Here is a 26,431-nt window from a genome sequence, read left to right as displayed (position 1 = left end):
GCCATGGCGCAGGCGGCCGTCCCGGGCGAGGACGGCCCGCAGCGTCCCGCCGGCCCTTCGCCGGACGACCTCGGCCTCGTCGCCCTGGTGATGCTGCTGCGCTATCACGGCGTCGGCGCCAGCCCCGAACAGATCCGGCACGGCCTGGGCAGCCCCACGGTCACCATCACCGACATGGTGCGCAGCGCCAAGCAGCTCGGCCTGAAGGCGCAGGCCAAGCCCTCCAGCTTCGAGCGCCTCGCCCAGACGCCGCTTCCCGGCATCGTCGCCTGCCGCGACGGGCGCTTCGCCATCCTGGGCAAGGCCGATGCGGACCGGGTGCTGCTGCAGTGGCCGGGCAATCCGGCGCCGGAGGTGATGGAGCGCGACGCCTTCGAGGCGCTCTGGGACGGCCAGATCGTGCTGATGGCCCGGCGCGCGTCGCTGCTCGACCTCGGGCGTCGCTTCGACATCACCTGGTTCCTGGGCGCGGTCCACAAATACCGCCGCCTGCTCGTCGAGGTCCTGGCGGCCTCCTTCTTCCTGCAGCTTTTCGCGCTCATCTCGCCCCTGTTCTTCCAGGTCGTCATCGACAAGGTTCTCGTGCATCGCAGCCTCAGCACGCTCGACGTGCTGATCATCGGGCTCGTCGCGATCTCCGTGTTCGAGACGGTGCTGGGCGTGCTGCGCACCTATGTCTTCGCCCACACGACGAACCGCATCGACGTCGAGCTCGGCGCGCGGCTGTTCCGGCACCTGATGGCGCTGCCCATCGCCTACTTCCAGGCCAGGCGCGTGGGCGACTCGGTGGCCCGCGTCCGCGAGCTGGAGAACATCCGCCAGTTCCTGACGGGCTCCGCCCTGACGCTGGTGATCGACCTGCTCTTCACCTTCGTGTTCCTGGGGGTGATGGCCTACTACTCGCCGTTCCTCACCGGCGTGGTGGTCGCCTCCTTCCCGCTCTACGTGGCCATCTCGGCCGGTGCGACGCCGCTGTTCCGCCAACGGCTCGACGAGAAGTTCCGGCGTGGCTCGGAGAACCAGGCCTTCCTGGTGGAGAGCGTCACCGGCGTCGAGACGCTGAAGGCCATGGCGGTCGAGCCGCAGATGCAGCGCCGCTGGGAGGAGCAGCTGGCGGGCTATGTCGCCGCGAGCTTCCGCGTCATCAGCCTCAACAACACGGCGAGCCAGGCGGTCCAGCTCATCAACAAGCTCGTCGTCGCCGCCGTGCTCTATTTCGGCGCCAAGCTCGTCATCGACGGCGACCTCACGGTGGGCGAGCTCGTGGCCTTCAACATGCTGTCGGGCCGCGTCAGCGCCCCCGTGCTGAGGCTGGCCCAGATGTGGCAGGACTTCCACCAGGCGCGCCTGTCGGTCGATCGCCTGGGCGACATCCTCAACACCCAGCCCGAGCCCAGCACCAGCCCCACGCGCTCGCCCCTGCCCGCCATCCGCGGCAAGGTGGATTTCGAGCACGTCACGTTCCGCTACCGCGCCGACGCGCCCGCGGTGCTCAACGACGTCAGCTTCAGCGTCGAGCCCGGCCAGGTCATCGGCATCGTCGGCTCCTCCGGCTCCGGCAAGAGCACGCTCACCAAGCTCGTGCAGCGCCTCTACATCCCCGAGAGCGGCCGCGTGCTCGTCGACGGCGTGGACCTCTCCATGGTCGACGTGTCCTGGCTGCGCCGGCAGGTCGGCGTGGTGCTGCAGGAGAACGTCCTGTTCAGCCGCTCGGTGCGCGAGAACATCGCGCTCGCCGACCCCACCATGTCCATGGAGCGCGTCATCGCGGCGGCCAAGCTCGCCGGCGCCCACGATTTCATCCTGGAGCTGCCGGAGGGCTACGACACGGTGGTGGGCGAGCGCGGCGGGTCGCTCTCGGGCGGCCAGCGCCAGCGCATCGCCATCGCCCGGGCGCTCGTCATGAACCCGCGCATCCTGATCTTCGACGAGGCCACCTCGGCGCTCGACTACGAGAGCGAGCGCGCGGTGCAGCAGAACATGAAGAGCATCGCGTCCGGCCGCACCGTGTTCATCATCGCCCATCGCCTGTCGACCGTGCGCACGGCCGACCGCATCATCACCATCGAGAAGGGCCGGATCGTCGAGGACGGGACGCACGACGACCTGATCCGCGGCAACGGCCGCTACGCCAAGCTCCACATGCTGCAGGCGGGGATCCAGGATGTCCGCTAGCGCCCGCAAGGTCATTCGCTTTCCCAAGGCCTCCGCGCCGAGGACGGACTACGAGCTCGCCTTCCTCCCGGCGGCGCTCGAGATCACGGAGACGCCGCCCTCGCCCGTGGGCCGCGCCGTGGCCGGCACGATCATGGCGGTCTTCGCGCTCTCCGTGCTGTGGGCGATCCTGGGCACCGTCGACATCGTCGCGACGGCGACGGGGCGCATCGTGCCGAGCGGCCGCACCAAGGTCATCCAGCCCTTCGAGACCGGCGTCGTGCGGGCCATCCACGTCCGCAACGGCCAGCGTGTCGCCGCCGGCGACGTGCTGATCGAGCTCGACCCCACCATGACGGAAGCCGACGAGGCGCACCTGCGCAGCGACCTCGTGTCCGCGAGGCTCGACGCCGCGCGCCTGCGCGCCGCCATCGACGGGGCCGAGGCCCTCGAGATCCCCTCCGACGCGACGCCGACGCAGATCGCCATGCACCGCCACTACCTGCTCACGCAGAAGGCCGAGCTGCGCGGCAAGCTGGCCGAGATCGACCGGCAGGTGGCCCAGAAGCAGGCGGAGCGCGGCAGCGTGCAGGCCTCCGTCGACAAGCTCAACGCCGTGATCCCGGTCGCGGAGGAGCGGCTCGGGCTGCGCAAGCAACTCCTCGGCAAGGAGCTCACCTCCAGGCTCACCTATCTCAGCGAGTACCAGGAGATGGTGGGCATGCGGCAGGACCTGGTCGTGCAGCAGAACCGCCTGCGCGAGACCGAGGCCGCCATGGCGACGCTCCAGGAGACCCGCTCCCGGGTCGAGTCCGAGGTTCGCCGCGCCTGGCTCGACGACCTGGTCAAGGCCGAGCAGAAGGTCGCGAGCCTCACCCAGGACGTGATCAAGGCCGACCGCCGGACGCAGCTCCAGGTCCTGACCGCCCCGGTCGACGGCGTGGTCCAGCAGCTCGACGTGCACACCATCGGCGGCGTGGTGACCCCCGCCCAGCCGCTCGCCATCGTCGTGCCCGCCGACAGCCGGCTGGAGATCGAGGCGATGGTCTCCAACCAGGACATCGGCTTCGTGCGCGCCGGACAGCCGGCGGAGATCAAGGTCGACACCTTCTCCTTCACCCGCTACGGCCTGCTCCACGGCACCGTGCTCGACGTGTCACCGGACGCCGTCACGGCGGACCGGCCGCAGGGGCGCGACCAGGACAAGTCGACGGCGGGCGCCGGCGCCTCCCGGCAGAAGGACCAGGGCTTGAACTACGCCGCCCGCGTCTCGCTGGACCGCACGCAGATGCAGGTGGAGAACGGACTCGTGAACCTCGGCCCGGGCATGTCGGTGACGGTGGAGATCAAGACAGGCTCCCGCCGCATCATCTCCTACCTGCTGTCCCCGCTGGTCCGCTACAAGCAGGAATCCCTGCGCGAGCGGTGAGCGGTCGTGGCCGCCTGCCGGGGCAGGACGGCCGTGGGAGCCCCTCAATCCCGCAAGCTGGGGATCTCGCGCAGCCACGGCGCGAGGAGACGCCGCTGCAGGTCGGGTTCGGCCGCGTGCTCGTCCTGTCCGACATGGCCGCCCGGCAGCCGGAGCGCCGGTCCCGGGAAGGGACGGGCCCGGGGGCTGGCGAACCATCGGTCGTGCACGAGCGCCCTGTCGGCGATGCGCGGCCAGATCTCCTCGCCCAGGAACAGCTGGTCGATGTTGCTGGTCAGCACCCTCGGCGCATAGGCGCGAAACAGGGTCTGCATGTCCGGCAGCAGGCCGGCAATGCCGCCCCACATGCCGGCGAGGATGAGGTCGGTGTGGGTCCACCAGTCCCGCATCACGTGGAAGGGCAAGTCCGAGGCCAGCCATTCGGCCACCGCGGCCGCCTCGCGCACGTTGATCACGGAGTCGCAGTCGCGGACCATGAACCGCCCGACGGTCGGATCGCTCGCCACGAGGAAGCGCCAGACGAGCTTCGTCCCGTTCGGGACGTCGGCCGGCATGAGCACCCACTCCACGCCGAGCCCGGTGGTCGCCTCGACGAAGTCCCGGGGCACGCTGCCGTCGTGGTACACGCGGGCGCGCCAGCCCGGATAGATGTCGGGCAGGAGCAGCGCGTTGCGCAGCAGACCCCGCAGATAGCGCTGGCCGCTGCCCCACAGGCTGAACGCGATCACGGCCGGCTTGCCGGCGATGTCCGGGACCCGCGCCGGAAGGGGCTTGCGCCCCACCTTCGCGTCCTTGAGGACCAGCGACCGCGTCCCGTGGACACGCGCCTTGTCGAGGTCGCCCAGCAGCCAGCAGGCATGCGAAAGCCCGTCGTGGATCTCCTCGGCGTCCGGCTGCACGGCGAGTGCCCGCTCGTAGTCCTCGCACGCGCCGCGGACGTCCCGCAGCCTGTGCCGCACCACGGCGCGGTTCTTCAGAGCGCCGACGTCGGCCGGATCGAGCGCCACCACCCTGTCTATGGCACGCAGCGCGTTCTGCATGTCGCCGATGCCGTAGAGGTAGAAGCAATACTGCATCAGCAGGTCCTTGGGCTCCCGCCCGCGGACCGCATTGAGCCGCGCCACGATCCGGTCGAGCGCGGCCTCCCGCTCGCCCCGCGTCCACAGCGCGTGGAGCGCCTTGTCCCAGCTCGCGGGAACGAACTCCCGCAGCGCCGGCCCCGCAGCCTCGACGCTCTCCGCCGGGGCGGCCGGCGCCCCCAGTCGCTCCCGCTCGAGGGCCACCGCCTGCGGATCCTGGAAACCGGCGCCGATGGCCGAGCCCTCGGGCAAGGGCCGGGAGACGATCCCCGGTGTCGCGTAGAACCGGTCGTGGACGCAGACGTCGCCCCGCACGAGCGGCCAGATCCGCTCGGCGAGGAACCGCTGGTCGTGGCCGTATTTGTTGGTCGGCCGGCCGCCGAAATAGGCCGCGAGCTCCGCCCGCAGATCGATCGAGGGGGTCGCGTGCCCGCCCCACATCCCGGCGAGGATCGGGTCGTTGTGCAGCAGATGATCCCGGATCACGTGAAAGGCGGCGCCGCTGCCGAGCCATTCCGCGACGACGGCCGCATCGACGGCATCCAGGCGCGAATCCACGTCGCGGCACAGGAAGCGGTTCACGCCGGGGTCGTTCAGGACGAGGAACCGCCAGAAGTAGGGCGGCACGGCCGGATCCTCGACCACGGCCACGTCGGCGCCCTCGGCTCTCAGCGCGGCCGTCGTCTCCGGCGCGAGATCGGCCGGCACGTGGAAGCGGCAGCGCCAACCCGGCAGGACTGTGCGGGCCAGCCGTGCATTCACGACCGCCCCGTCGAGATAGACGGGGTCGCTGCCCCACAGGGAGAAGCTGATGACGTCCGCGCCTCCCCCATGCCGCGCGACCGTTCGCGGCGGGCGCGCGCCGCGCAGCTCCGCGTCCCGCGCCGTCAGCACCAGCTGGCCATAGTGGCGGGCGAGATCCATCTCGCCTTCGGCGTGGTGGGCGATCTTCAGCACGTTGAAGAGGTCGAGATCGGGACCGGCTTCCTGCAGGCGCGCGTTGGTGAGCGCGATCGCCTCGCGGTGGCGCCCGAGATTGCACAGGAGCTTGATCCGGAGCGTCGCGTTGTAGGCCACCCGGCAGCCTTCCGACAGCAGGGCCTCCGTCAGCGCGAGGGACTCGGACCAGCGCCGGGCCTGGAAGAATGCGTCGGCGAGGACGAACCGGGCCTCCGGATCGCCGTTTCGCACCTGGCGCCCGGCCTCGAGCAGGGCGATGGCCTCGTCGGCACGGCCCTGGCGCAGCAAGACGGTGGCGGCCGCGACACCGCCGGCGTCATCCTCGCCGCCCTTCGCCCGCCCCGCACCATCGACCATGCCGCCCCTCACGCCTCCTCGACGCCGAACCCGCCGCCGCACCGCCCGGCCGCGCGAGGAGACCACAATTTTCCTGATGCAAGGTGACCGGCCGGCCGTCGCCCTCAGCCGAGCCGCCGCCGCAGCGGGTCGGCGAGGTCGCCCTTGGCGTGCACCTCGACGTCGCCGAGGCCCAGCCAGGTGGAGAGCAGAGCGAGTTCCTCGGCCAGGGCGGTCGTCACCTCGGCCTCGTCCGCGCCCGGCTCCAGATGGGCGGACGCCACCACGAGCCGGCCACGCTGGCGGTCCGCCTTGAGGTCGAGCCGGGCGACGAGGCGGTCGCGCAGCAGGAACGGCAGCACGTAGTAGCCGTGCACCCGCTTGTGGGCGGGCGTGTAGATCTCGATGCGATAGCGCAGGCCGAAAAGCCGCTCAACCCGGTCGCGCTCCCACACGACGGGGTCGAACGGCGACAGCAGCGCCTGGCCCTCCGGCCGAGGCCGCACCGCACCCGCGTGCAGGAAGGCGGGCTGCTTCCAGCCCTTCACCGCCACCGGGCGCAGGGTGCCCTCCTCGACGAGTTCGGCGATATGGGGAGCCGCGTCGGCCGGTCCGAGCCGGAAGTAGTCGCGCAGGTCCTTCACGGTGCCGATGCCCAGCGCCCGCGCCGCGACGCGCAGCAGGCCACGCCGCGCCTCGGCCGGATCGGGCGTGGGCGTGTCGACCACGGCCCGCGGCAGGACGCGTTCGGGCAGGTCGTAGACCCGGTCGAACCCGTCGCGGCGCGTGGCCGTGGTCAGGAGACCGGCCCAGAACAGCCATTCGAGCGCGCGCTTGGCATCGCTCCATCCCCACCAGCTTCCGGTGCCGCGCGCCTCGTGCCCGAAGTCGCGGGCGCTCAGCGCGCCGCGCCGGCGCACCTCCTCCAGCACGGTGTCGATGTAGGCGGCGCGCTCCCGGCCGAAGCGCGCGAGCCCGGTATAGGTCCCCTGCCCCGCCCGGGCGCGCTCCATCCGCCAGCGCAACAGGGGCTGGTGCTCCACCCGGATCAGCGAGGCCTCGTGGCCCCAGTACTCGAAGAGCTTGCGCCGCCGCCCGCCATAGGCCGCCGTGTCGAGCAGCGTGCGGTCGTAGGCGCCGAGCCGCGAGAAGGCAGGCATGTAGTGCGCCCGGGCCAGGACATTGACGGAATCGATCTGAAGCAATCCGAGCCGCTGCGTCAGGCGCAGGAAGTCGGGAGCCTCCGCCGCGCCGCGCCGCGGCCGGGCGAGCCCCTGCGCCGCCAGCGCGATCCTGCGCGCCTGCAGCGGCGTCAAAGTCTGCGTGGCCGCGAAGACGGGACCCGGTGCATCGGTTCCGTCGGCATCGGTAGCGCTGGCATCGGTGTCGGACAGGGCGGCCCCCATGGCTGGACCTACGGATTCGCACCCGAGCCTAGCGGAAACCACGGCCCGGACCCCACCCGATTTCGACGCGAAGGCAGGAGCGCGGGACACCCGTGTGGGGTGCCCGCGCTCCGTCCTGCGATCGGCCTCAGGTCCGCTGCCGCTTGCGCCGCCAGGGCGCGTTCGCCTGCCAGTCGCCCGCCATGATCGAGCCGTAGGGAACGACCTCGTCGACGACGTCGGCCAGGCCGAAGCGCTCGATCTGGGCCCGCACCGCGGCGGCGTTCTTGTAGGCGCTCGGCAACTCGGAGATGTCGGCGACGCCGCAGTAGAAGCGCGCATCGATCCCCGCCGTCTCCTGCGCGAAGATCTCCGCGTCCGGACGCCCGGCGTTCTGCCGCCGGTGCTGGCCGCGGGAGAAGTTGCGACCGGCCCCGTGGGGCGAGAACCCCAACGCGTGCGGCGCATCGCGACCGCGCACGATGAGCACCGGCTCCGCCATGTTGAGCGGGATCAGCGTCAGGTCCGTCGCGTCGGGCGCGAAACCGGCGAAGGCGGGCGTGGCTCCCTTGCCATGGTAGAAGAGCCCATCCGACTTGCGGAAGACGAAGTTGTGCTCGTTCCAGAACCGGTCCGACACCTTCGCGCCGACCCGCTCCGCAGCCATGTCGTGAAGCACGAAATGGCTCGCTTTCGTCCATGACCGGATCGCCTGCAGCGCCGCGAAGTAGCTTTCGCCGTCCGCACTGTCGGCCGGGATCCAGGCGTTCTGCGCCAGCGTCTCCGGCGAGAGGTCCCGCCGGGTCCGCTCGGCCAGCCGCATCCCCTTGTCGAAGAGCCGGGCCCCGGGCCCGCGCGACCCGTGATGGGTCACGAGCGCGGTTTCCCCCGTCGAGCGCAGCGTGCCGACGAAGGCGAAGTGGTTGCCGTCGCCCTGCGTACCGAAATGCTCGATCGCGCCGCTGACGCCGTCGGCCAGCAGCGGATGGGCCGCAAACGCCGCCAGCACGTCGTCCGGCGGACGGATCTGCTGTCCGCGCGGCCGGCCGCCGGGCCCGAAATGCGTCACCGCCTGGACCGCGTCGAGCAGCGCCCCGGGAGCCGCACCGGGCAGCACCGAGATCGCCATCGAGCAACAGATGTCGGCCGAGTGCATGCCGGGATGAATGGCGTCCGAGGCCACGACACCGCCCACCGGCACGGTGCCGGGCGGCCCCGCCGGACACGCATCCGGCAGAATGGCGCCCGCGCGCACGACCGGGGTGCGCATCAGCTCCGCCATGCTGGCCTTCACGGCCTCGACATTGGCCTGCTCGTCGGCGTTCTCCGCCGCGATGTTGACGTGGAAGGGCAATTCGCCGGGCGCCCGCAACGGACTGGCCGCGGAGGGGGCGAACGCCAGCGCCGCAGCCATCGCCTCCTCCTGGGTGCCGCCGGCGTCGAGAACGCCGTTGGCGGCCGCCAGCGCCTGCGCGAACCAGCGGCCCTGGCGCAGCCCCGCATCGATCAGATCCTGACCGCTCATGACCCTGGTCATGACACATCCTTTCCGGACCATGCGTCCATTGCAATGGCCAGCCTCCGAGGGCCGGCAAGGTCGAAGTCCCCGGCGACGAGGGGCGGCGTGACAAGACTGAGCTACGGCCGGCGGTGACGCCGGCGGAGGGATGCGAGCCCTCGACCTCCCGGCCTTGCGGCCGGGCGCTCTACCATGGAGTCACGCCTGCATTCGCCGGGCACCGGCGTGGCGACGAAGGGGAACGAAACCGGGACCGCCCGACCATGCCAGAGAGCGTCGGCACAGCGGGGAGTCGAACCCCGCGACGGCCCCGAGTGGAGCCTGTAGTTCCGTCCGGCATTCGCCACGCCGGCTGCTCGTGTCCAGCTTCGGCCGGACGGGTCATGGCGACGAGGAACGGCGAAACGTCCCGCTCTACCGCTGAGCTACGGGCCCCATGGGGCGGGCCCGACGGGATTCGAACCCGCGACCTGGAGGGTGACAGCCTGTAGTTCCGCCTGCATTCGCCATGGCCGGTCCGGCCCGCCGACCGGCCCCGGCGGCGAACCGCCGGGGCCATCCTTTCAAAGGTCCACCGCCTCGATGGACCGCACGAACTGTCCGGGGCCTTCCCCGGCCACGAAGCTCCCGATCACGTCGAACACCCGGTCGGAGAAGCCCCCGACATTGAGGATGTCCGCACGGTCGGGCGCCTGCGTCGTGCCGTAGGGCTGGATGTCGATCGCCACCAGCTTCGCGCCCGGGTTGAGGGCCTTCAGCCGCTGGAAGTTCGCCATCACCGCCGTCGCGCCGGGGGACCGGCCCGCCGCGTCCACCCAGGACTGGTTGTCCGAGATGAACACCACGAGGTCGACCCTGGCGCGTTCGGACACCAGCCGCGCCAGCGGCGCCGAGCAGTTCGTCCCGCCACCGCCGATCGCCGCGAGCTTGCCCGCGTTGGTCAGCACGCTGTCGCGCGGGTTGAGCCGCACGTCGACCACGTCGTTCTCGAACGGTAGCACCCGCGCCTTCGGGTTCCGCCGGACGATCGCCGCGGTCACCAGCGCCGCCACGTCGATGCACCGCACCGCCGAGGTCGCCCCCTTGCGGTGACCGGTCACCGGCGACGCCATGGAGCCCGACACGTCGGGCGCCACGACCACGCGGCCCGCGAAGGCCGGCACGTTGCCGATCGCGATCTCCATCGCGGTCTGCAGCGCGTCACGCACCACCTCCGGCACGCCGTCCGCACAGGCGGACCACGTCGCCATCAACTGGTACGGGAAGACCCGGGCACGCCGGATCTCCGAAGGGTCCGCGAGACGGGACGCGAGCTGCTCCGCGAACCCTTCCACCTCGAACACGCCGTGGCGCGCGAAGGTGTTGAGGTTCTGGCGCAGCATCTGCCAGCCCGCCGCCTGCGCGATCTCCACCCAGTGACGCGGCTCGAGAGGCAGAGCCGTCAGCATCTGGAAGGGCACCGCCGGCACCGGGCGCGACAGGTCGCGCTTGAACGCCTCGAAGTCCGCCGCGATCGCGGGCAGCGCCGATACGTCGTACGGCTTGCCGATGAGGTAGCCGTAGAGCGCGCGGCGCGCCGCCGTCGCCGGCCGGGGATGGACCATCCGCACGACATCCGCCAGCGACGGGTCGTTACCGACCGCCGCGCGCATGATCTCGATGTCGGACGCCGTCTCCAGCCACGCCTGGACCAGCTTCTTCGGCCGCGTCCCGAGGGACTTTCGCCCCACGGTCCCGGACCGCATCACCTGAACGAACCCACGCAGCATCTTGCCGTTGCGCACGACGCGCGGGAACGCCTTCGAGAAGCCGTCCCCGGGCAGGGTCGACAGCAGCGCGAGCAGCACCACCGGCATGTCCTTCATGTGGCCCTGCTCCGCCGCGTAGACCGCCGTCTTCGCGAGGAAGAGCGGATCGACCTGCGCCGCCAGCGCCATCACCTCGGCGAGCTGGTCCCGGGGCTCCGCGTAGAACGTCCCGTTGAACGTTCCGGTCACCGCCAGTTGCGCCAGCGCGTGCTCCGGCGGAAGCCGGTACGCCGGCGCGCGTTCGCGGTTCAGCGCCTCGGTGCGCGGCAGCATCCTGCCCACGATCGACGCGAAGAGCGACTTGTTCGCCATGATCCACCTCCGTGCTTCTCACGGGAGGTTGGTTTCAAGCGACGTGCCAGACGCCAGCCGAACCATGGGACGAGATGGTCCGGAACGACCAAGTGACGGGAAACGCGAGACAAAAAAACTTTCGTACAGCGTGACACCGCATGCCAAGCCATCGACAGGCCGCACGGCATTCGATAAGATAGGATAAGAAGATAGAGGACCAGATAAATGCGTCGACGTGTCGTTCTAGGCTTTCTCGGCACGACCCTCGATACGGGACGGTCGCAGGAGCGCTGGCAGAAGTGGCGGCCCACGGTGGCCCTGTGCCAGCAGCCGGGCCTCTTCGTCGACCGCCTGGAACTCCTCACCGACAGACACTCCGACGCTCTCTTCGCCCGCGTCCGGGCCGACATCGCGGAGGTGTCCCCCGCGACCGACGTCCGCCGCCACGTGCTGGAGCTCAAGGACCCCTGGGACTTTTCCGAGGTCTATTCGGCGTTGCGGCAATTCTCGAACGCCTATGCCTTCGAGCCCGAGCGCGAGGATTACCTCGTCAACATCACCACGGGCACGCACGTGGCCCAGATCTGCTGGTTCCTCCTGACGGAGGCCCGCTACGTGCCCGGCCGGCTGCTGCAGCTGTCGCCCCCCAAGCGCGGCGACGGCGAGAAGGACTGGGCCGGGACGCACGTCGTCATCGACCTGGACCTCTCGCGCTACGACGCGATCGCCACCCGCTTCGCGGCGGAGAAGCAGGAGGCGACGTCCTACCTGAAGTCGGGCATCGCCACGCTCAATCCGGCCTTCAACCGGATGATCGACGAGATCGAGAAGGTCGCGCTTCGCTCCCGGGCACCCGTGCTGCTCACCGGGCCCACGGGCGCGGGAAAGTCCCAGCTCGCCCGGCGCATCTACGATCTCAAGAAGGCCCAGCGGCAGGTGTCGGGGGCTTTCGTGGAGGTGAACTGCGCCACCTTGCGCGGCGACCAGGCCATGTCGACGCTCTTCGGCCACGTGCGCGGCGCCTTCACCGGCGCCCAGGCGGAGCGGGCCGGCTTGATGAAGGGCGCCGACGGGGGCGTGCTGTTCCTCGACGAGATCGGCGAACTGGGCCTTGACGAGCAGGCCATGTGCCTGCGCGCGATCGAGGAGAAACGGTTCCTGCCGGTGGGCGCCGACCGCGACACGACCTCCGACTTCCAGCTCATCGCCGGCACGAACCGCGACCTCGGCCAGGAGGTCTCGCGCGGGCGCTTCCGCGAAGACCTCTATGCCCGGCTCAACCTGTGGACCTTCGAGTTGCCGCCGCTGCGCGACCGGCGGGAGGACATCGCGCCCAACCTCGACTACGAACTGCTCCGCTTCAGCGAGCGCGAGAAGCGCAAGGCCAGCTTCAATGCCGAGGCGCGCACCCTCTATCTGGCCTTCGCCACGGCGCCGGACGCCGCCTGGCGCGGCAATTTCCGCGATCTCTCGGCCTCCGTCACCCGGATGGCGACCCTCGCGCCGTTGGGGCGCATCGACGAGATCACGGTCCGCGATGAAATCGCGCGCCTCCGGCGCCAGTGGGGAGCCGCCTCCGACGCCGGGCATGGGCTGGTCGCGCAGGTGTTGGGTCCGCAGGCCCCGCCGCTCGACCTCTTCGACATGGCGCAACTCGAAACCGTCATCGCCGTCTGCCGGCGCAGCCGAAGCCTCAGCGCCGCCGGGCGCGAACTCTTCGCCGTGTCCCGCGCCCGCAAGGCGAGCGGCAACGATGCGGACCGCCTGCGCAAGTATCTTGCCCGCTTCGACCTGCGTTTCGAGGACCTCTCAACCTTGGGCTAGGCCCCACCGCGGGTGTGCGCAACGTCCAGCTCCGGGAACCACACGGCCCGCCCGGCGGTTTGTCTGGCCTGTCACGACAAACCGGAGATCATCATGCGTCAGCTTGCCCTCGCCCTCGCCGCCACCCTCGCCTTCTCGGCTCCGGTCTTCGCGCAGAGCGTCACGATCCGTGGGGACGGCGGTCCGCGCGTCGTCGTGCGCGACGACGTTCGCCACGGCCGGATGCACAACTGGCGCCACAACGACGACCGCGTCGTGGTGCGCAAGCGCTACCGTTCGATCGATCGCACCGGCTCGGTGTGCAAGGTCACGACCGTCCGCCGCACCACGCCGAGCGGCGACACGGTGGTCCGGCGCATCCGCCGCTGCTCGTAAGCCGATCGAGCCCGGCGGCACTCAAGAAAAAAGGCCGCACAAGCGGCGGCCCAAGTCTTGAGGGAGGAAACGCCCATGATGGGCGGGCGGCCTCGGCCGCCGGGACCGTGTGTACCCCGGTGGCGGCATCGCCGCCATTCGGGGAATGCCGGTCCGTGTTTCTCCGAGCCCGGCTCCATGAGGGAGCGCCGGCGGCTCCAGACCTTGCGGTGCCTGCCTGACAAAGCGAGCCGCGCCGATGCCGCGGCAGCACCTGGCCGGCAACTCTGAAATTGATCAAATCCGGGTCTTCATGACAGTCTACCCCCCCGGGGGGAAGACGGTCATGAAGATCCGTATTGTCAGTGCGTCGTGCTGCCTTGCCGTCGCAGGCTGTTCCAGCGTTCCGACGCTGCCAAGCGGTCCGGGCGTTTCACCCAAGGCCATAGCCCAGCGTATCGAGTGCGAATTGGCTGGCATCGCACAAAAGACGCCGGCCGAAAGAGCATGGTTCAAGACCTGGGGCGCCGGATACACGTTGACGCTGCGCGTCGACGAAAGCGGCACGGTGGCCCCGACGGCGGCAGCACTCGTGGGATTGGCAGGCGGCGCCGGAGGCGACCTTTTCGGCACGGGGCTGTCGCTCTCCGCGTCGTCAGCGTCCAAACGCCTCGCGACACTCACTTATCGGCTGACGATGAAGGACGCCGCGAAGCGCGAGTCCTGCAAGTCGAACGACGGCACCGGACTGGAGGGCGACCTCAAGATTGCGGAGTGGCTCGACAGCGCGATCGGCGCGTTCGAAAACGGCAAGCAGGGCCGGCATCCTGCCACCATCGGTTATACGGTCGAGTTCGTCGTCACGAAATCGGCGCGGGCGTCTGCCGATTTCACGCTCCTGCCGGTGCGCGCGCCCGGAAGCTTCGGCCTGGGATTGGGCGCCTCCGCGCAGAGGACCGACACCCAGATCCTCGACATCGCCTTCGCCGACGTAGCGCAGCCCCAGCCGCAGGAGGTTTACGTCGTCAACATGCCCGCCCCGGGCAAAGCCATTTCAGGCGGCCCCCCCTCGGACGGATCCGCGCCTCTCCCCGCCCGTCGCCCTGCGGGACTGACCATCCCGCAGCCGGTTCCCTGGCCGGACGCGATCGATCGGCAGCTCGAACAACTCCTGCGGAGAAACGACCGATAGCGCCCCACGCACCGCGCCCAGCTCACGGCGGCGGTCACGCGTCCGGTGCCCGGAGCCGATAGCCGACGCCCGTTTCGGTGAGGATGTAGACGGGCTGGTCGGGGTTCGGCTCGAGCTTGGTGCGCAGCTGGCGCACGTAGACGCGCAGATATTGCGGATCGGTGGCCGCGCCCCAGACCTCGCGCAGGATGTGGGCGTGGGTGAGAACCTTGCCCGCGTGGTGCACCAGCAGCCGCAGCACGTCGTACTCCTTCGGCGAGAGCTTCACCTCGCGCTCCCCCATCGTCACGACGCGCCGCACCAGGTCGACGCCGAGGTCGCCGACGCGGAACACCGGTCGCTCACCCTCGACCGCGAGCTGGTGCCGCAGGGCATTGCGGATGCGGGCTGTGAGTTCGTCCATCCCGAAGGGCTTGGTCACGTAATCGTCCGCGCCGAGGTCGAGAGCCTGGACCTTCCCGGCCTCGTCGCCGCGGCTCGACAGCACGAGGATCGGCAGCTTCGGGTTGCGCTCGCGGATCATGCGCAGGAGCTCGAAGCCGCCGATGTCGGGCAGCCCGAGATCGAGGATCACCACGTGCGGACCCTCCTGCTCGATCATCCGCAGGGCGCTGGCGCCGTTCGGGGCCTCGAACACCTGGTAGTCGTAGGCGCCGAGACCGACGCGCAGGAGACGGCGGATCGCCGGCTCGTCGTCGACCACCAGCACGCGGACGGATGTGTTCATGCGAGCCGTTCCATGTCGTCTGCCGCGGCCTGGGCCCCGGCGAGCCGCAGCGTGAAGATGGCTCCGGGCCGGTCGGTGCGGCTGGCCGCGGAAATGCCGCCCCCGATCGCCTCGATCAGCCCCCGGGCGATGGGCAACCCGAGGCCCGTTCCGGGCCGAACGTGGTCGCCTTTCTGCGCGCGATAGAACTTCTCGAAGATCGTCTCCTCGGCCCCGGCCGGAATGCCCGGTCCCTCGTCGACGACGTCGATGCGGGCGCCGTCGCCGTCGCGCAGGGCCTCGACGCGGATCGCGGTGCCCGCCTCGGCATATTTGGCCGCGTTGTCGAGCACGTTGAACAGCACCTGCTCGAAGAGCACCGCATCGGCGCGCACCGGCGGCAGGTCCTGGGCGATCCGCAGGTCCAGCCGATGCTCCTGCATCACCTTGGCGGCCCGGCGCAGCGTCACTCCGACGAGGTCGCGCAGGTCGTGGTTCTGGATGTTGGGCACGACCGCACCGGACTCCAGCTTCGTCATGTCCAGGAGGTTGGCGATGAAGCGGTTGAGGCGCTCGGCCTCCTCGATGACCGTGCCCAGGAGCTCGGCCCGGCCCGGCGCGTCGAGCCGGTCGCCGAGGTCGCGCATCACCTGCGCCGAGCCCAGCACCGAGGCCAGCGGCGTCTTCAGGTCGTGGGAAATCGAGGTGAGGAGCGCCTGGCGCAGCCGGTCCGTCTCCTCGTTCAGCCGGGCTCCCTCCAGGTCCTCCACCAGGTGCACGCGCTCGATCGCCAGGGCGCCCTGGTCGATCAGGCTGTCCAGCAGCCTCTGCTGCTCGGGCGTGAGGATCGGCCCCGGCCTGTCGTTGTCGAGCCCCACGACGCCCACGAGCCCCCTGCCCGTCGGCATCGGCAGGAAGAGACGCCGCGCGCCCGGCAGGGTATCGGCGCCTCGGCCCGCGGCCCGCGCATTGTCGAAGGCCCACTTCGCGGCCCCGTAGTCCGCCTGGTCGAGTTCGTCCTCGGGCGGATAGCCGGTGCGCACCGTCAGACCGTCGGGACCGGGCAGCAGGATCACGACCCGCACCCTCAGCATGGACGCGATCTGGTAGGCGGTCGCCCACAGCACGTCGTCCAGCGTCCCGCAGCTCGCGAGCTTCCGGCTGAAGCCGTAGAGGGCTTCCGTCGCCCGCGCCCGGCTGCGCGCCATCACCGCATCCTGGCGCGACCGCGCGGCGACGTTGGACACGAGCACGGCCACGAGCGCGAAGAAGAACAGCGCCGCCACGTGCCGCGGGTCGGCGACGGAGAAGGTGAAGGTCGGCGGAATGAAGAAGAAGTTGTAGGCCAGAGACGACAGCGCCACCGCCAGCAGGGACGGGTAGAGACCGTAACCGATGGCCGTGGTGACCACGGAGCACAGGAGCACGAGGTCGACGTTCTCGACGCCGACGAAGGGCTCCGCCATGAGCGCGATCCCGAGCGCCGCCGCGACCGACAGCGCGGCCACGACGAAGGGGCGCGCGTCGCGCCGCTCGGCCGCCGGCGTGGTCTCGGGCCGGCGCGGCTCGGCCTCGGCCGCCGGCTCGTCCCCGGCGATCACGTGGACGCTGATGTTGCCCGAGCGGCGGACCAGGTCATGAACCACCGAGCCGTTCACCAGCTCGAACCAGCGCGAGCGGTTGGACTTGCCGACGACGATGTGGGTGACGTTGGTGTCGCGGGCGTGCGCCACGATGTCGTCGGCGACCTCGCCCGAACCGGGCAGGGTCTCCGTCTCCGCCCCCAGCCTGTGGGCGAGCCGCAGGGCATCGGCGATGCGGTCGCGCTGGCTTTCCGTGAGACGCGCACTCCTGCGGTTCTCGACGACGAGCGCCGTCCAGGGTGCCTTCAGCCGGTCGGCGAGGCGCTTGGCGTAGCGGACCAGCCCCGCCGAGCGGGCGTCCTCGTTGATGCACACCAGCACGTGCTCCCCGGCCGCCCAAGGGCCCGGGATGGCGTGGGCCTGCATGTGGCTGACGAGCTGCTCGTCGACCCGCTGCGCGGTGCGACGCAGGGCGAGCTCGCGCAGCGCGGTGAGATTGCCGCGGGAGAAGAAATGGGCGAGCGCCCGTTCCGCCTGGCGCGGCACGTAGACCTTGCCCTCGCGCAGCCGCTGCAGCAGGTCGTCCGGCGACAGGTCGACGATCTCGATGTCGTCCGCCCGGTCCAGCACCGAATCCGGCACCGTCTCGCGGACGCGGACCCGCGTGATCTGCGCCACGACGTCGTTCAGGCTCTCGACATGCTGGATGTTCAGGGTGGTGTAGACGTCGATGCCAGCGTCCAGCACCTCCTCGACGTCCTGGTAGCGCTTGGGATGGCGGCTGCCGGGCGCGTTGCTGTGGGCGAGCTCGTCGATGAGGGCCAGCGCCGGGCGCCGCGCCAGGAGAGCATCGAGGTCGAGCTCGTCGAGCTTGCCCGTGCGATGCTCGATCTGTCGGCGCGGCAGGACAGGGAGCCCGTCCAGCAGCGCCTGCGTCTCGACGCGGCCATGCGTCTCGACGACGGCGGCGACGACGTCCAGCCCCTCGCGCTGCTTGGCGCGGGCGGCCGTGAGCATCTCGTAGGTCTTGCCGACGCCCGGAGCGGCGCCCAGGAAGATCTTGAGACGTCCGCGCGCACCGCCCTCCCGCCGGGCCTCGTCGAGCAGGGCCTCCGGCGACGGTCTCTTGTCGGGTGCGCGCGGGTCGTCGAGCATGCCAATCAGCGTGTGGAGAGCGAATCCAGCTTCAGGTTGAGCTCAAGCACGTTAACACGGGGCTCGCCGAAGAGCCCCAGGACCCTGCCCTCGGTGGCCTGCGCCACGAGGTCCCCCAGACGCTCCTCGGGCACCCCGCGGCTCCTGGCCACGCGCGGCACCTGGAAGAGAGCGGCCTGCGGTGAGATGTGGGGATCGAGGCCGGAGGCGGACGTCGTCACGAGATCGACCGGGACCGCCGCGCCGGGGTTCTCGGCCTTAAGGATCGCCATGTCGCCCTTCACCCGGTCGGCGAGGGCCTGGTTCGTCGGGCCGAGGTTCGAGCCACCGGAGTTCGCCGCGTTGTAGGGCGCGGCGACGGTCTTGCTCGCGTCGCTCGGATCCGGCGCCACGGTGGCCGACGGGCGGCCGTGGAAGTAGCGATCGCTGGTGAAGGACTGACCGATCAGCGAGGACCCCAGCGGCGTACCGTCGGGCCCCCGGACGATGCTGCCCTCGGCCTCCCGGGGGAACACGGCGGCCGACAGGCCCGTCATGGCGAGCGGGTAGGCAAGGCCGGTGATCGCGGTGAGCGCGACGAGAAGGACGAGCGCGGGACGAAGATGGGCGAACATGGTCATGTCCTCAGGCGAGGTGAAGGGCGGCGACGACGACGTCGATGGCCTTGATCCCGACAAAGGGGATCAGGATGCCGCCGAGGCCGTAGACGAGGAGGTTGCGGCGCAGCAGCGAGGCGGCGCCCACGGGGCGGTAGCGCACGCCGCGCAGCGCCAGCGGGATCAGCGCGATGATGATCAGCGCGTTGAAGATGATGGCCGACAGGATGGCGCTCTGCGGCGTGGCGAGGTTCATCACGTTCAGGGCCTGCAGCTGCGGATAGAAGGCGACGAACATCGCCGGGATGATGGCGAAGTACTTGGCCACGTCGTTGGCGATCGAGAACGTCGTCAGCGCCCCACGGGTCATCAGCAGCTGCTTGCCGATCTCGACGATCTCGATGAGCTTGGTGGGGTCGCTGTCGAGGTCGACCATGTTGCCGGCCTCGCGCGCCGCCACCGTGCCGGTGTTCATGGCCACGCCGACGTCGGCCTGGGCCAGTGCCGGGGCGTCGTTGGTGCCGTCGCCGCACATGGCCACGAGCTTGCCCTGGGCCTGTTCCTCGCGGATCAGGCGCAGCTTGTCCTCGGGCGTCGCCTCTGCCAGGAAGTCGTCGACACCGGCTTCGGCGGCGATCGCGGCGGCCGTCAGCGGATTGTCGCCGGTGATCATCACCGTGCGGATGCCCATGCGGCGCAGCTCGGCGAAGCGCTCGCGGATGCCGCCCTTCACGATGTCCTTCAGGTGGACGATGCCGAGCAGCCTGCCGTCGCGGGCCACGGCGAGCGGGGTGCCGCCTGCCTTCGACACGCCCTCGGCAAGCGTCAGGATCTCGCGGGCGTCGTCCGTCAGCGTCCCGGCGCGGGCCAGGAGCGTCGCGCCCTGGCGGATGGTCGACGCCTGGCCGTGTCCGAGGCTCGCCAGGATCGCCTCGACCGCGCCCTTGCGCACGCTCGAGCCGTCCACGTCCACGCCGCTCATGCGCGATTGGGCCGTGAACGGCACGAACTGGGCGTTGAGCGCCGTCATGTCGCGCGCCCGGATGTCGTGCTTGTCCTTGGCCAGCACCACGATCGAGCGGCCCTCCGGGGTCTCGTCGGCCAGCGAGGCGAGCTGGGCCGCGTCGGCAAGGTCGCGCTCGCTGACGCCGCGCACCGGCAGGAAAGCGGTCGCCTGGCGGTTGCCGAGCGTGATCGTCCCGGTCTTGTCGAGCAGCAGCGTATCCACGTCGCCGGCCGCCTCGACGGCGCGGCCCGACATGGCCAGCACGTTGAAGCGCACGAGGCGGTCCATTCCGGCGATGCCGATGGCCGACAGCAACGCGCCGATCGTGGTCGGGATCAGCGTGACGAAGAGCGCCACGAGCACGACCATCGAGATGGTGCCGCCGGCATAGGCGGCAAAGCTCGGGATCGAGGCGACGGCGAAGACGAAGACGATGGTCAGCCCGGCCAGCAGGATGTTGAGGGCGATCTCGTTCGGCGTCTTCTGGCGCGAGGCGCCCTCGACGAGGCCGATCATGCGGTCGAGGAAGGTGGATCCGGACGCCGCCGTGATGCGCACGCGGATCCAGTCGGACAGGACGAGCGTCCCGCCCGTCACGGCTGACCGGTCGCCGCCGCTCTCGCGGATGACGGGAGCCGATTCACCCGTGATCGCCGCCTCGTTGACCGAGGCCACGCCTTCGATGACCTCGCCGTCGGAGGGAATGATGTCGCCGGCCTCCACCAGGACGACGTCGCCGACCTTCAGGCTGGTGCCCGCCACGAGCTCGGCGCCGCTGCGCGGGCCGCCGACGGCGGCGGACGCCCCGTTGAGGAGCTTCGCCTGCGTCTCCGTGCGGGTGCGTCGCAGCGCATCGGCCTGGGCCTTGCCACGGCCCTCCGCGACGGCCTCGGCAAAATTGGCGAACAGCACCGTGAACCAGAGCCACAGCACGATCTGAAGGGAGAAGCCGAGGTCGCTCGCCCCGGACACGACGTCGCGCACGAGCAGCACGGTGGTGAGCGTCGCCACGACCTCGAGGACGAACATGACCGGATTGCGGATCATCAGCCGCGGGTCGAGTTTTCTGAAGGCGTCGATGGACGCGGTGGAGAGTATGCGAGCGTCGAAGACGCTGGACTGGGCCTTCGCCATGGCTGGCTCCGGAAAGAGGTGAAACGGGGGAGGATGGGAGGGACCGGGCGCCGCGCGCCCGGCCCTGCCGCGGCGTCAGCTGCCAGAGGAGAAGGTCTGGCCCGCGGCACCGGCGAGGTGCTCGACGATCGGGCCCACGGCCAGCGACGGGAAGAAGGTGAGCCCGCCGACGATCAGGATCACGCCGACCAGCAGGCCCACGAAGAGCGCCCCGTGGGTCGGGAAGGTTCCGGTCGAGGCCGGGACCGTCTTCTTGGCGGCGAGCGAACCGGCGATCGCCATGGCCGGGATGATGACGAAGAAGCGTCCGACGAGCATGCCGGCGGCAAGGGTCAGGTTGTAGTAGACCGTGTTGCCCGAGAGGCCGCCGAAGGCCGAGCCGTTGTTGGAGGCCGCCGAGGTATAGGCGTAGAGGATCTCCGAGAAGCCGTGCGGCCCGGGATTGGCGATCGACGCGACGGCCGAGGGCAGCACCACGGCGACGGCGGTGCCGCCGAGCATCATCAGCGGCAGGCACAGGATGGCGAGCATGGCCATCTTCACCTCCCGCGCCTCGATCTTCTTGCCGAGATACTCCGGCGTCCGCCCGACCATGAGCCCGGCGACGAAGATGGTCACCACGACGAAGACCAGCATGCCGTAGAGACCCGCGCCGACGCCGCCGACGATGATCTCGCCGAGCTGCATGTTGATCATGGGGATCATGCCGCCCAGCGCGGTGAAGCTGTCGTGCATGGCGTTCACCGCGCCGCACGAGGCCGCCGTGGTGATGACCGCGAACAGGGCCGAGCCGACGATGCCGAAGCGAAGCTCCTTGCCTTCCATGTTGCCGCCCTGGAGCCCCAGCGCGTTCAGCACGGGGCTTCCGGCTGCCTCGGACCAGACGGTCACCGCGACGCCGGCGAGGAACATCACGCCCATGGCGGCCAGGATGGCCCAGCCCTGGCGCTGGTCGCCGACCATCCGCCCGAAGACGTTGGTGAGCGCCGCCCCTAGCGCGAAGATCGTCACCATCTGCACGAAATTGGACAGCGCGGTCGGGTTCTCGAACGGGTGGGCCGAATTGGCGTTGAAGAACCCGCCGCCATTGGTGCCGAGCATCTTGATGGCGAGCTGGCTGGCCACCGGACCGACCGCGATGGTCTGCTGCGCGCCTTCGAGCGTCGTCGCATGAAGGGAGGCGGCCAGCGTCTGCGGCACGCCCTGCCACACGTAGAAGAGCGTCAGCGGGATGCAAAGCGGCAGCAGCACGTAGAGGGTGCAGCGGGTGAGATCCACCCAGAACGAACCCACCGTCCGGGCGGACCGCCGGGCAAAGCCCCGGATCAGCGCGATGGCGAGGACGATGCCGGTGGCCGCCGACAGGAAGTTCTGGTGCGTGAGGCCCAGCATCTGCGACAGGTAGGAGAGCGTGCTCTCGCCCCCGTAGTTCTGCCAGTTGGTGTTGGTGACGAAGCTCGCGCTCGTGTTGAAGGCGAGATCCTCGGCCATCGGCCCCTGCGCCTCCGGATTGAACGGAAGCATGTGCTGCAGGCGCAGCACCGCGTAGAGGAGCAGGAAGCCGCCGACGTGGAACACGAGCATGGCGACGGTGTAGGCGAGCCAGTGCTGCTCGTGCTTCTCGTCGATGCCGCAGAGGCGGTAGAGGACCCGCTCGACGGGACGGAGCACGGGGCTGAGCCAGGTGCGTTCCCCCGTGAACACATGGGTCATGTACAGGCCGAGCGGCTTCACGAGCGCCAGCACGACGAGGCAGTAGACGGCGATCTGCATCCAGCCGTTGAGTGTCATGGCCGGGTCCTCAGAAGCGCTCGGGACGCACGAGGGCGTAGGTGAGATAGACGAGGAGGCCGAGCGTCACGACGCCTCCCAGGAGAAAATCGAAGCTCATGGCGCGCCTCACAGCCGCTCGCACAGGACGGCATAGCCGACCGCGAACAGGAAGAAGGCGAGGCCGGCTCCGACGAGCACGATGTCGAACATGGAAGTCCTCGCAGTCTGGCTCCGTCCCACGAGGACGGGGCATCATCGACTGCCGGATACCTCGCGCCGCGGGCATAAGGATTCGAGCGGCCCGGCGGGGTCGGGGCATAAAGAAACCATAAGGGCCGGCGCTGGCCGAAGCGCTCTCGCCTGTGGCAGGGTCGCGGGCGAGACAGCAGCCGGACCACGCCCATGCCCCAGCGATCCAACGACATCCGCCTCGGCGCCGACATCGGCGGCACCTTCACGGACATCGTCCTGGACGTTCGCGGCACCCTGTTCTCGACCAAGGTGCTCACCACCTACGCGGCCCCGGAACAGGCCATCCTCGACGGGGTGGCCATCGTGGCCCGCGATGCCGGCATCGCGCCGGGCGAAATCGGCATGGTCATCCACGGCACGACGCTGGCGACCAACGCGCTCATCGAGCGGCGTGGCGCCAAGACGGCGCTGGTCACCACGCAGGGCTTCCGCGACGTCATCGAGATGCGCACCGAGAGCCGGTTCGAACAGTACGACCTCGACATCAGCCTGCCCCCTCCCCTCGTCCCGCGCGATCACCGCTTCACGGTGGCCGGGCGCATCGCCGCCGACGGACGCGAGCTCCAGCCCCTCGACGAGGCCGGCCTGCACGCACTGGCCGAGCGGATCGCGGCCGAGGAGTTCGGCGCGGTCGCGGTGGGGTTCATCCACGCCTACATGAACGCCGACCACGAACGTCGGGCCCGCGACATCCTCGCCCGGAGGCTTTCGGTCCCGATCTCGATCAGCGCCGAGGTCTCCCCGCAGATGCGGGAGTACGAGCGGTTCAACACAGTCTGCGCCAACGCCTACGTGCAGCCGCTCATGGCGAGCTACCTCGCGCGGCTCCAGACCAGGCTGAAGGACATGGGGGTCGGCTGCCCCGTGTTCATGATCCACTCGGGCGGCGGCCTGATCTCCGTGGAAACGGCAGCGGCCTTCCCGGTGCGCCTCGTGGAATCTGGGCCGGCGGGTGGCGCCATCTTCGCCGCCGACATCGCGCGGCGCTTCGACCTCGACAGCGTGGTCTCCTACGACATGGGAGGCACCACGGCGAAGATCTGCCTGATCGACGATTTCGCGCCGCAGACCGCGCGCACCTTCGAGGTCGCCCGGACCTGGCGATTCAGCAAGGGCTCCGGCATGCCCATCTCGATCCCGGTGATCGAGATGATCGAGATCGGCGCGGGTGGCGGATCCATCGCCTGGGTCGACGCCTTGGGCCGCATCCAGACCGGACCGGAAAGCGCCGGCTCGGAGCCCGGGCCGGCCTGCTACGGCCGCGGCGGCGAGCGGCCCGCCATCACCGACGCGGACCTCGTCCTGGGCAAGATCGACCCGCTGAATTTCGCCGGCGGGGCCATCGCCCTCGACGCGGCGGCGGCGCGGGCGGCGATCCTCCGCGACGTCGGCGGGCGGCTGGGACTGGACCCGCTGTCGGCCGCCTTCGGCATCGGCGAGGTGGTCGACGAGAACATGGCGAACGCGGCGCGCGTCCATGCGGTGGAGAACGGCAAGACCATCTCCGACAGCGTCATGATCGCCTTTGGCGGCGCCGCCCCGCTGCATGCCGCCCGTCTGTGCGAGAAGCTCGGCCTCGAGCGGTGCCTCGTGCCGCAGGGTGCGGGCGTCGGCTCGGCCATCGGCTTCCTGAAGGCGCCGTTCGGCTACGAGGCCGTGACGTCCCACCTGATGCGGCTGTCGCGCTTCGACCCGGCGGAGGCGAACGCCCTGCTCGCCGACCTGCGGGGGCTGGCGGGCCGCTTCGTCCGCGAAGGCACCGCCGGGCCGGTCTCCTTCGCGACCACGGCCTTCATGCGCTACGCCGGCCAAGGCTGGGAAATCCCCGTCCCCCTCGCCGAGGCCGCCTTCGGCGAGGACGCCGGCCAACGGCTGGCGACGGCGTTCCGCGAGGCCTATGCCCGCTTCTTCGGTCGTGCCATCGACGCCCTGAAAGACCTGGAGATCGAGGTCGTCACCTGGTCGGTCAAGGCGAGCGACGAACGCACCGTGCCGGCGCGCCATCGGCTGGTGGAGCAGGGCCGGGCCGTCGCCGCGCCCCTCGCGCGGGACGTCTTCGATCCGGTGGACGAGCGTATGGTCACCGCCGCCATCGTCGAGCGGTCTGGGCTCCAGGCGGGCGACCGCGTCACCGGCCCCGCCGTGATCGTCGAGCGGGAGACCTCGACCGTCGTGACCGCCCGGTTCGACGCCGTCATCCAGACTGACGGCAGCATCCTGCTCGTGCGCAAGGAGACCCGCCCGGACCTTTCGTCACGGTCGCAGCAGACCGCCGTCAGCGACGTCCGCATGCAGGTGATGTGGAACCGGCTCATCGCGGTCGTCGAGGAGCAGGCGAAGACGCTCCTGCGCACGGCGTTCTCCACCTCGGTGCGCGAGGCCGGCGACCTGTCGGCCGGCGTGTTCGACCCGCAGGGCCGCATGCTCGCCCAGGCCGTGACGGGCACGCCCGGTCACGTGAACACGATGGCGGCCGCGGTGCGCAACTTCATGGACGAGATCCCCCGGGCGGAGATGTTCGAGGGCGACACCTACGTCACCAACGACCCCTGGCTCGGCACCGGCCACCTGCACGACATCACCATGGTATCGCCGTCGTTCTTCGATGGCGAGCTCGTCGGCTTCTTCGCCTGCACGGCCCACGTGGTGGACGTCGGGGGCCGCGGCTTCGGCGCCGACGCCAAGTCCGTCTACGAGGAGGGCATCCAGATCCCGATCATGAAGTTCGCCGAGCGCGGCGTCGTGAACCGGGACCTCGTGCGCATGATCCACCGCAACGTGCGCGAGCCCAACCAGGTCGTTGGCGATTTCTATTCGCTGGCGGCCTGCAACGACGTCGGCCATCGCCGGCTCGTCGACATGATGCGCGAGAGCGGCATCCAGACGCTGGACGCCTTGGCCGACTTCATCTTTTCGCGCACGCAGGCGGCGATGCGCGAGCGCATTGCCGCCCTCCCCCGCGGATCCTGGTCCAACGCGCTCGCCACGGACGGCTACGACGAGCCCGTGCACCTGCGCGCGGCGGTCACGATCGGGCCCGAGAGCATCCACGTCGACTTCGCGGGCTCCGCCCCGGTCAGCCGCTACGGCATCAACGTGCCCGTGATCTACACCAAGGCCTATGCGAGCTACGCGCTGAAATGCGTCGTGGCGCCTGACATTCCCAACAACGCCGCGTCGCTCGCCTTCTTCACCGTCTCGGCGCCTCCCTGCATCCTGGCGGCGGAGCGGCCGGCCCCCGTGGCGCTGCGCCACGTCATCGGCCACATGGTGCCGGACCTCGTGCTGGGCGCGCTGGCGCAGGCCCTGCCCGGCCGCGTCCTGGCCGAGGGCGCCGGCGCCTTGTGGAACATCCACATCTCGGTGCGCCCGGTACCCGGCGGCGCCGGACGCCGCGCCGAGGTGCTCATGTTCAACTCGGGCGGCATGGGCGCGCGGCCGGGTCTCGACGGCCTGTCGGCCACCGCCTTCCCGTCCGGCGTCCAGACCATGCCGATCGAGGCGACGGAGCATACCGGCCCGATCGTCATCTGGCGCAAGGAGCTGCGGCCGGGCTCGGGCGGCGACGGCCGGTATCGCGGCGGCCTCGGCCAGGTCATGGAGATCGCGCCCGACGAGGGCCACGAGTTCGACTTCTCCGCCATGTTCGACCGGGTCCGCCACGCGCCGCGCGGTCGCGACGGCGGGCGGGACGGGGTGGCGGGCGCCGTGCGGCTCGACGACGGAACGCCCATGCGACCCAAGGGCTGGCAGCACGTTCCAGCCGGCCGCCGGCTGGTCCTGGAGCTTCCGGGCGGGGGCGGCTACGGCGATCCCGACACGCGAACGACCGAGGCCCGCGCGCTCGACCGGCGGCGCGGCTACGTCGACGACGGGCAGGACTGAGGACCGT

General features: G+C 70.4%; 16 protein-coding genes. 6 read left to right on the top strand and 10 right to left on the bottom strand.

The features are described 5' to 3' along the window. Positions 1-3 precede the first annotated feature (3 nt). On the top strand, positions 4-2,175 hold the full coding sequence (locus Q0Q47_RS15155) for a type I secretion system permease/ATPase (protein ID WP_293861382.1): 2,172 nt from the start codon (positions 4-6) through the stop codon (positions 2,173-2,175). Further along, positions 2,165-3,583 carry an HlyD family type I secretion periplasmic adaptor subunit gene (locus tag Q0Q47_RS15150; RefSeq protein ID WP_293861367.1) on the top strand — a complete coding sequence of 473 codons (1,419 nt, stop codon included), beginning with the start codon at positions 2,165-2,167 and terminating at the stop codon, positions 3,581-3,583. The genes Q0Q47_RS15155 and Q0Q47_RS15150 overlap by 11 nt, the downstream gene beginning before the upstream one ends. Before the next feature lie 44 nt (positions 3,584-3,627). Here Q0Q47_RS15150 and Q0Q47_RS15145 read toward each other — a convergent pair whose 3' ends face one another. From Q0Q47_RS15145 to Q0Q47_RS15130, 4 genes are all read right to left on the bottom strand, one after another. Further along, entirely contained in the window at positions 3,628-5,979 is a 2,352-nt protein-coding gene (locus Q0Q47_RS15145; protein ID WP_293861364.1) for a tetratricopeptide repeat protein, read from the bottom strand. 104 nt (positions 5,980-6,083) lie between these two features. After that, complete coding sequence (locus Q0Q47_RS15140; RefSeq protein WP_293861361.1) at positions 6,084-7,364, bottom strand: winged helix-turn-helix domain-containing protein; 1,281 nt, start codon at positions 7,362-7,364, stop codon at positions 6,084-6,086. A 127-nt stretch (positions 7,365-7,491) separates the two neighbouring features. Then, positions 7,492-8,880 (bottom strand): RtcB family protein, encoded by a 1,389-nt coding sequence (locus Q0Q47_RS15135; RefSeq protein WP_293861358.1) that lies wholly within the window; start codon positions 8,878-8,880, stop codon positions 7,492-7,494. Between the two features lie 545 nt (positions 8,881-9,425). Next, positions 9,426-10,982 carry an RNA-binding protein gene (locus tag Q0Q47_RS15130; RefSeq protein WP_293861355.1) on the bottom strand — a complete coding sequence of 519 codons (1,557 nt, stop codon included), beginning with the start codon at positions 10,980-10,982 and terminating at the stop codon, positions 9,426-9,428. Positions 10,983-11,189: 207 nt separating this feature from the next. Here Q0Q47_RS15130 and rtcR point away from each other — a divergent pair, with 207 nt between their 5' ends. The 3 genes from rtcR to Q0Q47_RS15115 all read left to right on the top strand — a co-directional run bounded on the left by rtcR (position 11,190) and on the right by Q0Q47_RS15115 (position 14,334). Continuing rightward, entirely contained in the window at positions 11,190-12,788 is a 1,599-nt protein-coding gene (gene rtcR, locus Q0Q47_RS15125) for an RNA repair transcriptional activator RtcR (protein WP_293861352.1), read from the top strand. A 93-nt stretch (positions 12,789-12,881) separates the two neighbouring features. Beyond that, the gene (locus Q0Q47_RS15120; RefSeq protein WP_293861348.1) at positions 12,882-13,163 is read left to right on the top strand and encodes a hypothetical protein; all 282 of its coding nucleotides are present in this window, start codon (positions 12,882-12,884) and stop codon (positions 13,161-13,163) included. Between the two features lie 325 nt (positions 13,164-13,488). Beyond that, positions 13,489-14,334, top strand: a complete 846-nt coding sequence (locus tag Q0Q47_RS15115; RefSeq protein ID WP_293861345.1) for a hypothetical protein — start codon at positions 13,489-13,491, stop codon at positions 14,332-14,334. 34 nt (positions 14,335-14,368) lie between these two features. Here Q0Q47_RS15115 and Q0Q47_RS15110 read toward each other — a convergent pair whose 3' ends face one another. The 6 genes from Q0Q47_RS15110 to Q0Q47_RS15085 form a co-directional block, all read right to left on the bottom strand. After that, positions 14,369-15,061: a response regulator transcription factor gene (locus Q0Q47_RS15110; protein ID WP_293861342.1), complete on the bottom strand. Its 693-nt coding sequence runs from the start codon at positions 15,059-15,061 to the stop codon at positions 14,369-14,371. Continuing rightward, entirely contained in the window at positions 15,058-17,778 is a 2,721-nt protein-coding gene (locus Q0Q47_RS15105) for a sensor histidine kinase KdpD (RefSeq protein WP_293861340.1), read from the bottom strand. The genes Q0Q47_RS15110 and Q0Q47_RS15105 overlap by 4 nt, the downstream gene beginning before the upstream one ends. A 5-nt stretch (positions 17,779-17,783) precedes the next feature. Then, the gene (locus Q0Q47_RS15100; protein WP_293861337.1) at positions 17,784-18,392 is read right to left on the bottom strand and encodes a K(+)-transporting ATPase subunit C; all 609 of its coding nucleotides are present in this window, start codon (positions 18,390-18,392) and stop codon (positions 17,784-17,786) included. 10 nt (positions 18,393-18,402) lie between these two features. Beyond that, on the bottom strand, positions 18,403-20,514 hold the full coding sequence (gene kdpB, locus Q0Q47_RS15095; RefSeq protein ID WP_293861334.1) for a potassium-transporting ATPase subunit KdpB: 2,112 nt from the start codon (positions 20,512-20,514) through the stop codon (positions 18,403-18,405). Between the two features lie 75 nt (positions 20,515-20,589). Continuing rightward, positions 20,590-22,305: a potassium-transporting ATPase subunit KdpA gene (gene kdpA, locus Q0Q47_RS15090; protein ID WP_293861331.1), complete on the bottom strand. Its 1,716-nt coding sequence runs from the start codon at positions 22,303-22,305 to the stop codon at positions 20,590-20,592. A 10-nt stretch (positions 22,306-22,315) separates the two neighbouring features. Beyond that, entirely contained in the window at positions 22,316-22,405 is a 90-nt protein-coding gene (locus Q0Q47_RS15085; RefSeq protein WP_293861328.1) for a K(+)-transporting ATPase subunit F, read from the bottom strand. Between the two features lie 284 nt (positions 22,406-22,689). Here Q0Q47_RS15085 and Q0Q47_RS15080 point away from each other — a divergent pair, with 284 nt between their 5' ends. Then, entirely contained in the window at positions 22,690-26,424 is a 3,735-nt protein-coding gene (locus Q0Q47_RS15080) for a hydantoinase B/oxoprolinase family protein (protein ID WP_293861325.1), read from the top strand. The last annotated feature ends 7 nt before the right edge of the window (positions 26,425-26,431 follow it).

The sequence above is a fragment of the uncultured Alsobacter sp. genome (assembly GCF_945952055.1).
Classification (GTDB): Bacteria; Pseudomonadota; Alphaproteobacteria; order Rhizobiales; family Beijerinckiaceae; genus Alsobacter.
This window is presented reverse-complemented; position numbering and strand designations above follow the sequence as displayed.

Coding starts and splice junctions, on each gene's coding strand:
- kdpB (WP_293861334.1), bottom strand. CDS start 20,514: ATGGCGAAGGCCCAGTCCAGCGTCTTCGACGCTCGCATACTCTCCACC.
- Q0Q47_RS15085 (WP_293861328.1), bottom strand. CDS start 22,405: ATGAGCTTCGATTTTCTCCTGGGAGGCGTCGTGACGCTCGGCCTCCTC.
- Q0Q47_RS15150 (WP_293861367.1), top strand. CDS start 2,165: ATGTCCGCTAGCGCCCGCAAGGTCATTCGCTTTCCCAAGGCCTCCGCG.
- Q0Q47_RS15100 (WP_293861337.1), bottom strand. CDS start 18,392: ATGTTCGCCCATCTTCGTCCCGCGCTCGTCCTTCTCGTCGCGCTCACC.
- Q0Q47_RS15145 (WP_293861364.1), bottom strand. CDS start 5,979: ATGGTCGATGGTGCGGGGCGGGCGAAGGGCGGCGAGGATGACGCCGGC.
- Q0Q47_RS15110 (WP_293861342.1), bottom strand. CDS start 15,061: ATGAACACATCCGTCCGCGTGCTGGTGGTCGACGACGAGCCGGCGATC.
- Q0Q47_RS15115 (WP_293861345.1), top strand. CDS start 13,489: ATGAAGATCCGTATTGTCAGTGCGTCGTGCTGCCTTGCCGTCGCAGGC.
- rtcR (WP_293861352.1), top strand. CDS start 11,190: ATGCGTCGACGTGTCGTTCTAGGCTTTCTCGGCACGACCCTCGATACG.
- Q0Q47_RS15120 (WP_293861348.1), top strand. CDS start 12,882: ATGCGTCAGCTTGCCCTCGCCCTCGCCGCCACCCTCGCCTTCTCGGCT.
- Q0Q47_RS15105 (WP_293861340.1), bottom strand. CDS start 17,778: ATGCTCGACGACCCGCGCGCACCCGACAAGAGACCGTCGCCGGAGGCC.
- Q0Q47_RS15130 (WP_293861355.1), bottom strand. CDS start 10,982: ATGGCGAACAAGTCGCTCTTCGCGTCGATCGTGGGCAGGATGCTGCCG.
- Q0Q47_RS15140 (WP_293861361.1), bottom strand. CDS start 7,364: ATGGGGGCCGCCCTGTCCGACACCGATGCCAGCGCTACCGATGCCGAC.
- Q0Q47_RS15135 (WP_293861358.1), bottom strand. CDS start 8,880: ATGACCAGGGTCATGAGCGGTCAGGATCTGATCGATGCGGGGCTGCGC.
- kdpA (WP_293861331.1), bottom strand. CDS start 22,305: ATGACACTCAACGGCTGGATGCAGATCGCCGTCTACTGCCTCGTCGTG.
- Q0Q47_RS15155 (WP_293861382.1), top strand. CDS start 4: ATGGCGCAGGCGGCCGTCCCGGGCGAGGACGGCCCGCAGCGTCCCGCC.
- Q0Q47_RS15080 (WP_293861325.1), top strand. CDS start 22,690: ATGCCCCAGCGATCCAACGACATCCGCCTCGGCGCCGACATCGGCGGC.